This window comes from Idiomarina sp. UBA4206, from assembly GCF_002383015.1.
GTDB lineage: Bacteria > Pseudomonadota > Gammaproteobacteria > Enterobacterales > Alteromonadaceae > Idiomarina > Idiomarina abyssalis.
In genome coordinates this window covers 1-8,084 of sequence record NZ_DFTS01000058.1, presented here as the reverse complement: position 1 = coordinate 8,084, position 8,084 = coordinate 1, and the positions used below count along the sequence as shown (strand labels likewise).

Annotated in this window: 8 protein-coding genes; 4 read left to right on the top strand and 4 right to left on the bottom strand. The window is 47.1% G+C overall.

What is annotated here, in order from left to right:
* The 3 genes from acnA to B3180_RS11615 all read left to right on the top strand — a co-directional run.
* Window positions 1-1,502 (top strand): aconitate hydratase AcnA (gene acnA, locus B3180_RS11625; protein WP_286844693.1); only part of this gene is annotated, 1,502 nt, incomplete at its 5' end.
* Between the two features lie 14 nt (window positions 1,503-1,516).
* Window positions 1,517-2,692, top strand: coding sequence for a 2-methylaconitate cis-trans isomerase PrpF (gene prpF / locus B3180_RS11620; RefSeq protein WP_278358653.1), 1,176 nt, complete (start codon window positions 1,517-1,519; stop codon window positions 2,690-2,692).
* Window positions 2,693-2,953 carry a hypothetical protein gene (locus tag B3180_RS11615; RefSeq protein WP_222236895.1) on the top strand — a complete coding sequence of 87 codons (261 nt, stop codon included), beginning with the start codon at window positions 2,693-2,695 and terminating at the stop codon, window positions 2,951-2,953.
* On the opposite strand, the gene B3180_RS11610 is transcribed toward B3180_RS11615, so the two are convergent.
* A complete protein-coding gene (locus B3180_RS11610; RefSeq protein ID WP_224797497.1) occupies window positions 2,950-3,558 on the bottom strand; it encodes a hypothetical protein in 609 nt (202 codons plus the stop codon). The genes B3180_RS11615 and B3180_RS11610 overlap by 4 nt on opposite strands.
* A 94-nt stretch (window positions 3,559-3,652) precedes the next feature.
* Between B3180_RS11610 and B3180_RS11605 the strand changes: the two genes are divergently transcribed.
* Window positions 3,653-4,558 (top strand): sensor domain-containing diguanylate cyclase, encoded by a 906-nt coding sequence (locus B3180_RS11605; protein WP_278358654.1) that lies wholly within the window; start codon window positions 3,653-3,655, stop codon window positions 4,556-4,558.
* On the opposite strand, the gene B3180_RS11600 is transcribed toward B3180_RS11605, so the two are convergent.
* The 3 genes from B3180_RS11600 to B3180_RS11590 all read right to left on the bottom strand — a co-directional run.
* Window positions 4,555-5,292 carry a 3'-5' exonuclease gene (locus B3180_RS11600; protein ID WP_278358655.1) on the bottom strand — a complete coding sequence of 246 codons (738 nt, stop codon included), beginning with the start codon at window positions 5,290-5,292 and terminating at the stop codon, window positions 4,555-4,557. The two genes, B3180_RS11605 and B3180_RS11600, sit on opposite strands and share 4 nt — an antisense overlap.
* Window positions 5,293-5,294: 2 nt before the next feature.
* Window positions 5,295-7,151, bottom strand: a complete 1,857-nt coding sequence (locus tag B3180_RS11595) for a DUF294 nucleotidyltransferase-like domain-containing protein (protein ID WP_222236899.1) — start codon at window positions 7,149-7,151, stop codon at window positions 5,295-5,297.
* Between the two features lie 50 nt (window positions 7,152-7,201).
* Window positions 7,202-8,084 (bottom strand): BCCT family transporter (locus B3180_RS11590; protein ID WP_286844686.1); only part of this gene is annotated, 883 nt, incomplete at its 5' end.

The following is an 8,084-nucleotide window of genomic DNA, read 5'->3' as shown; positions in this document are numbered from 1 at the left end:
CGAACCCGCATTCGCTGTTACCTGCATCGGAGCTATCTGAGCGTGGTGTTGCGAAACACATTGAGAACCCGGAAGAAGGCAAAATGCCTGACGGCGCGGTGATTATCGCAGCCATTACCAGTTGTACCAATACCAGTAACCCACGCAACATGATTGCGGCCGGCTTAATTGCCCGCAACGCCAATAAACTGGGCTTAACCCGTAAGCCATGGGTAAAATCATCGCTGGCTCCAGGGTCTAAGACGGTCAAAATGTATTTGGAAGAAGCTGAACTGTTGCCTGAACTGGAAGATTTAGGTTTTGGCGTAGTAGCCTTTGCCTGTACTACCTGTAACGGTATGAGTGGTTCGTTGGATCCGAAAATACAGCAGGAAATTATTGACCGCGATTTATTCTCTACGGCGGTACTATCCGGTAACCGTAACTTTGACGGTCGTATTCATCCTTATGCTAAGCAGGCGTTCCTGGCGTCTCCACCATTGGTCGTAGCCTACGCCATAGCGGGTACTATTCGCTTTGATATTGAGAAAGACGTATTGGGCATTGACCCGGACGGTAATCCGGTAACGCTGAAAGACATTTGGCCAAGCGATGAAGAGATTGATGCCATTGTGAAACAGAGTGTTAAACCTGAGCAATTCCGTAAGGTGTATGATCCGATGTTTGACCTGTCAGTTGACTACGGTGAGAAGAATAACCCGTTGTACGACTGGCGCCCACAAACTACCTATATTCGCCGTCCGCCATATTGGGAAGGCGCATTAGCTGCAGAGCGCACCATGAAAGGTATGCGTCCGTTAGCGGTGCTGGGCGACAATATCACCACTGACCACTTGTCACCGTCAAACGCTATTATGGCTGACAGTGCCGCCGGTGAATATTTGGCGAAAATGGGTGTGCCGGAAGAGGATTTTAACTCTTACGCAACGCATCGTGGCGACCATTTAACAGCACAGCGCGCGACCTTTGCTAACCCGAAACTGTTTAATGAAATGGTGAAAGGCGAAGACGGTAAAGTCATTCAGGGTTCGCTGGCGCGCATTGAGCCGGAAGGCAAAACCGTGCGCATGTGGGAAGCCATTGAACACTATATGGAGAACAAACAGCCGTTGATTATTGTGGCTGGTGCTGATTATGGTCAGGGCTCGTCACGCGACTGGGCTGCAAAAGGTGTGCGCTTAGCCGGTGTTGAAGTCATTGTCGCCGAAGGCTTTGAGCGCATTCACCGTACCAACTTAATTGGTATGGGTGTATTGCCGCTGCAGTTTGAAGAAGGCACAACCCGTAAAACGCTGAATATTGATGGTACTGAAACCTTTGATGTGAAAGGTACGCCGGAAGCCGGATCGAGACTGACTTTAGTCATTCATCGTGCCAATGGTGACAGTGAAGAAGTGCCGGTACAGTGCCGCTTAGACACCAAAGAAGAAGTATCAATTTATGAAGCCGGTGGTGTATTACAACGTTTTGCTCAGGACTTTTTAGAAGCAGAAGCAAGCTAAGGGGTTCTAAAACGATGCATAAACCACAAATTAAAATTCCCGCCACCTATATGCGTGGCGGGACCTCAAAAGGGGTTTTCTTTCGTCTGCAGGACTTACCCGAGCCGGCTCAACAGCCGGGCGCTGTGCGTGACGCTATATTGATGCGCGTAATCGGCAGTCCGGATCCTTATGCTAAGCATACGGACGGCATGGGTGGTGCTACCTCCAGCACCAGCAAAACGGTTATAGTCTCTAAAAGCGAGCAACCAGACCATGACGTAGACTACCTGTTTGGTCAGGTATCTATTGATAAGCCTTTTGTTGACTGGAGCGGTAACTGCGGCAATTTATCGTCAGCCGTAGGGCCTTTTGCTATTGCTAATGGTCTTGTCGATGCTGAGCGTATCCCTGAAAACGGTGTGTGCGAAGTCCGTATCTGGCAGGCCAATATTGGTAAAACCATTGTCAACAAAGTGCCTATGGTCAATGGTGAAGTGCAGGAAACCGGTGACTTTATTCTGGACGGTGTCACCTTTCCGGCGGCTGAAGTGCCGGTGGAGTTTATGGATCCATCAGCGGATGGTGAGTCCATGTTTCCGACCGGTAACCTTATTGATGATCTAGAGGTTCCTGGCATTGGCACATTAAAAGCAACGATGATCAACGCTGGTATTCCGACCATTTTCCTTAATGCAGAAGAAATTGGATACGACGGCACAGAGCTGCAGGAAGTCATTAACGGCAGTCCGGAAGCACTGGAACACTTTGAAACCATTCGTGCCTATGGCGCGGTAAAAATGGGGCTAATTGGCAATGTTGCAGAAGCGGCAAACCGCCAGCACACCCCAAAAGTGGCTTTTGTTGCAGCGCCGAAAGATTACACGGCATCCAGTGGTAAGGTCATTAAAGCCGATGACGTTGACTTGCTGGTAAGGGCGATGTCGATGGGAAAATTGCATCACGCCATGATGGGAACTGCTGCTGTTGCTATCGGAACTGCCGCGGCAATTCCTGGTACTACCGTAAACTTAGCTGCAGGTGGCAAAGACCGTACTATGGTGAACTTCGGTCACCCGTCGGGCACTTTGCAAGTTGGTGCTGAGTGTAAACAAGTAAATGGTCAATGGACCGCTATTAAAGCCATTATGAGCCGCAGCGCACGGGTCTTAATGGAAGGAGCGGTTCGCATTCCTGGTGACGTACTGTAAATGAAGGACGCCACGCAGGCCAAACTGCTCAAAGCCGCTATGATCACCGGCATCAGCCTAATATTATTAGGTCACGTGGTGTTGGTTGTTACCTTCGGCAATGATGACATTGGCTTTCGTGGGTATATTTTAGGGGCAGCGATGAACGCCATTGGCGTTATTTTATCGCTGCCTACTAAGATTTATCTCACTTTAGTGCTCATGGAAAAAGAAGAGCGCGACAATGAAAATACTCATTGGAGCGATAGAAACTCAGATTAATCAGCATAGCCCCAGGGTGTTGGTGGCGTATCAACGGTTTCTGTTAAGTCAAAATCAACCCGAAACTCTCTGCCTTCGCGAATTAAACGATAGGTAAATGTGTCATCGTGGATATACATTTGCCAAATGTTGGTATTCGACTGCGGCACTCCCAGTTCAATAAATAGTTCTTTTGAGTAAGCATCAGCAGGGAAAGATTGAGCTGTCGAGTGACCCTTATCAACAGTATGACCACCGTACATGGTTAAAGGATCATAGTTGCCATCTTGCTTGCGATGATCATGTTTAAGACTAATACCAGACCCTGTTTGCGTTAAGATCCAGGTGCGCGAATGGTTGTCCCCAACGTGAAACGGGATTTCAATTTTAGTATCACCGCACTTGCGCACATGCATAATCAACGGGCCTTCAAAGCCCTCACTTGCAGGGGTATCAACCGTTACTTCGCCAGCGTATGAGTTGCCACAGTGCTCGTTAATTGCCGCAAAAAACTCAGCCTGAGCTTGAGTACTAACGCGTGGAGCAGGCTTTACTACCTGGGCAGAACTGATAAAGGGTGCAAAGCTTGCGACGGCAATTGACGTAAGAAAAAGAATATTTTTCATTTTTAGACCATTAGATAATGTTTAATTTTAATTATATGAGTCATTAAAACCTGCCATGAATTAAAGGCATATACCAGTACTTTTACGTAAACTTATGATACCAAGCGCAGTAACTGAAGTCTCCGACCTGGAAAATATTCTCGATAACCTCGACGCTGTTGTATATGTCTCTGACACAGACACTCACGAGCTGCTTTTCATGAACAAGTATGCGCTAAAGAATATTGGTGGCGTTAGCGAGTTTGACCAAGTGAGAGGTAAGCGTTGCTTTGAGGTTTTACAAAAAGGGCAAAGCAACCCTTGTGACTTTTGTACCAATCCGTTACTTCCGAAAAATGGCGATACCTACCTTTGGGAGTTTAAGAACACTCGTAATAATTGCTGGTATCAGTGTCGTGATCGCTTAATTCAATGGCATGACGGACGACAGGTTCGGTTAGAAGTGGCGGCGGATATTACCGAACGCAAACAGGTAGAAGTAGAGCTTCAGGAAGCCCAAAAAGAATTAAAAGTTCTCGCAGAAATCGATAGTTTGACTCAATTGTATAACCGCCGAGCATTCTTTATGTATGCCGACAAGTTACGAAAAAGTCTCTCTAAATCCTCCAGTCTGGGTTTAATGATTCTCGACTTAGACTACTTTAAAGACATCAATGACAGCTACGGGCACGAAGCCGGCGACACGTTGCTTGCAGCCATTGGTCAGAAACTCAACTCGCTAGCTGATAGTAATACCGTAATAGGGCGTATGGGCGGTGAAGAGTTTGCTATTGTTTTTCATGAAACGGAAAAGCGGGAAAAACTGGATTTCGCAAACCAGGTCTATAAAGCAGTTAGCAGCGTGAAAGCACTTTATTTTAACGATATTCTACATTGTACCACCAGTATTGGCGTATCATCACAGGCTGCGAATACACCACTAAGAGATATCATGCGCGAGGCAGACAATGCCTTATATAAAGCAAAATCTGCCGGTCGTTCGCAGGTTAATGTAGCTTAAGGCAACCAAATATCACCAATAGGGTTTTCAGCTGAAAAGTGGTGAGCAACTTGTGCTTGCAGGAGCTCACCGCAGGCAAGAGCGTCAGTCATAGCGTCGTGCGGTGCATAGAAGGGCAGGTTATAGCGATCTCTGCTATCACTTAAACGAATAGACACCCGCTCTTTACCAGTTAACTTGTCCCATAAACTGCGTTTCTGGCGATGAAAGCGCGCTTCAATTTCCATTGTGTCGATAACCGGGAAATGAATGCTTTCTTTTAGGCGCTCTTTAAAGGCACCTTGTAGAAACGGGCGCTCTATACCGTTGTAATGCACCACCCAAATTTTTCCGGCTACGGATTCTAATAAAGGGTCGATAATTTCGGAAAAGTCGGGAGCTCTTTCAATGGCACTGTGTGTTATACCGTGAATGGTAATTGACTCATTGGTTAGTAGCCTTCGGGGCTTAACAATCCATTGTTTTGCCTGACTCATGTGGATTCTGTCAAGCGTCATGGGTATAACAGCAATGCTAATAATGCCGTGCTTATCGGGGTTCATACCGGTGGTCTCAAAGTCGACTGCGACCATAGGGACATGGCTAATAGGAGAGCTGCTACTAGCTATACCCGCCTCATAGTATTTTTTCAGGGCAGGGTATTTGGCTGTTTTGGCCAGTTCCTGAAAACGTTTTGGCCAGTCTATGGTGCTTTTCTGTTGTTTATTCTCAGCATCTGGTGGCAGATACAACATTATCAGCCTCCGGAGTACTTATAACGCAGGTATTTCTGCGCGTTGCTAAGAATTTGAAAAGCGTCCTTTAAGTTTTTACGCTCAAAATCTGATAAGTCTTCCGGTGCGACATTGTTATCGGGGGGATCCCCAGCTTCTAATGCTAAAGCCTGGTGACGAATTCGCACCATAGAAATGAGTTCAAGCGCGTCGCGTAAATCAGGGCCGCGACCTTTCGGCAGAACGTTGGCCTCAATTATTTCCTCTAACCGCGCAAAGGAATTCTGTCGTTGCGCACCAATGGCCAGAGCATGCACCCGAATTAAGTCAGCAACCGGGCCGGTGCCACGGCGCTTCGTATTAATACTGTCACGATGCTTGCCGTCTTTTTCCATCACAAAGTCTTTAAAAAAGCCTAACGGCGGTGTTCGATTTAATGCATTACGAGCCATAGAGCCTATGAATCGTTTGTTTTTTGGTGCCTTTTTGCGAATAAGTTGATTCAGCTCTTTAGCAAAACGGGTTTCACCACCTACACCGTCCAGATCAAAAAATATGGAGGACTGCAGTAACTTTTCGGGCGATGGGTTATCTATCCAGTCGCTAAAGTAATGCTTCCATTTAGAGAGAGGCTGCCGCCAGTTTGGGTTTGTTGCCATAATATCGCCAGTGCAGTAGGTATAACCGCAGGCATTCAGGCCATCGGAAACAAACTGCGCGATATTAAGAAAATATTCATCGTGTAGTTTGGGATCAAAACTGTCATCCAGCACCATGGCATTGTCCTGATCTGTTACAACGGTTTGTTCGTCGCGAGCCATGGAGCCCAGCGCCAGAAAGCAGTAAGGAACCGGCGGCGGTCCGTATTTTTCTTCGGCTAACTCTAATAGGCGCTGTTTGAAGCTGCGTCCAATAGTAGCCATGGCCGAGCCAATAATGCGTGAGTTGGCGTCTTCTTCCACCATACGCACAAAGCTTTTATGCACGTCAGGCACCAGCTGCGAGAGCTCTTCAATGCTGGTTTGCTTAAAAATGCTGGAAACAACATATAAGCTACTTTGCGATTCATGTCGTGCGACGTCAGACAAAGCAATAACGCCGACCACTTTCTGCTGACGTAGCACCGGTAAGTGATGCAGGTTGGTACGTAGCATGGTTAAAAACGCTTCAAAAACGCGGTTGTTATGCTGAATAAAAATCAAATTTTCAGACATGATGTCAGAGACCGGACTGGAAGCATCTCTGTCTACGGCGAGTACACGTTTACGCAAGTCTTTGTCGGTGATTATGCCAACAGGTTTGTCTTGTTTTTCGCCGTCGTAAATAAGCAATGACGATACTTTCTCATCGGTCATTAAACCAGCGGCTTCACGTATTGATGCGTTTTTGTCGATGGCCACAGGCTCGCGTGTAATTAACGTTTCGACGCGGGCTGATAATGTGCGGTTGCGGTTCTCGTGTTCTTTTACCGCATGGCTAACACGGCGTTGTTCTTCAACCTCCACCGCGTCGGCAAAAGAGTCGTATTCGTCATAAAAGCGATTAAAGAGCTCGCCCGGAATGTAGTAAAGTAATGTGTCTTCAATGGTTCTGACCGGAAAGCGGACACGGCCTTTACGAAGTAAACCTGCTTCACCGAAAAAACCACCTTCGTCCAGCCGGTTAAACAGCGAACCGTCTTTGTGGTAGGTCTCAATAGACCCACTTCTGACGACATGCAGAGAGTCGATATGCTGATTAAACTCTAATATCTGAGTCTTTGCTTTGAAGTATGCTACTGACGTGTTCTTAGCGGCTAATTGAAGCTCTTCTTCCGGTAACTCATTAAATGGAGAATATTTGCGTAAGAAGTTCAGTATTTCGACGTGCTCAGCTTCCATATAAGCACCTTAGAAAATGAGCGACACCCAGAGGTGTCGCTCGTGGTAGGTTATTTTGTGGTTTTACCAACTCTTGGTTCAGAGCGCAAGCCCTGAATGACTGCGACACACGCGGCCAGCAGAACAAGAGTGAAAGGTAAGCCCGCTGAAACGGCCATGGCTTGTAGTGCAACTAAACCACCGCCCAGTATCAGGGCAATTGCGACTAACCCTTCAAAGGTACACCAGAAGATACGCTGAGGTACTGGCGCTTCGACTTTACCGCCGGCACTGATGGTATCGATAACCAGTGAACCGGAATCAGAGGAGGTAATGAAGAAAACCATAACAAGGATAATCCCCACGAATGAGGTAATGCCTGTCCATGGTAAGCCATCTAACATCACAAACAGCTGTAATGATAAATCAACCTCCGCGACTTTCTCGGCCCCAGCTAAAAACTGTTCAATAGCTGCGGTACCAAATACACTCATCCAAAAAACACAGGCTATAGACGGTATTAGCAGCACTGAGATCAAGAATTCACGTACAGTACGCCCCCGTGAAACACGGGCAATGAACATCCCCACGAATGGTGACCATGCTATCCACCAGGCCCAGTAGAAAGACGTCCAGCCTTGAGAAAAGTTTAAGTCTTCACGACCAACTGGGTTGGACAAGGCCGGTAAGTTTACAACGTAGTTATAGAGGTTATCGACAAAGCCAGTCAGAATCGCGACCGTCGGACCAACAATAATGACGAACAACATTAAAATCGCGGCTAATGTCATGTTGATTTGCGATAAACGCTGAACGCCAGACTCTAGTCCTGCAAGCACGGATACTAGTGCGACAGCGGTAATACCGATAACTAGCAGAACCTGTGTTGTGGTTCCCTCACTCCAGCCAAACAAGAAATTAAAGCCGGACGCTGCCTGGGAAGCACCCAAGCCA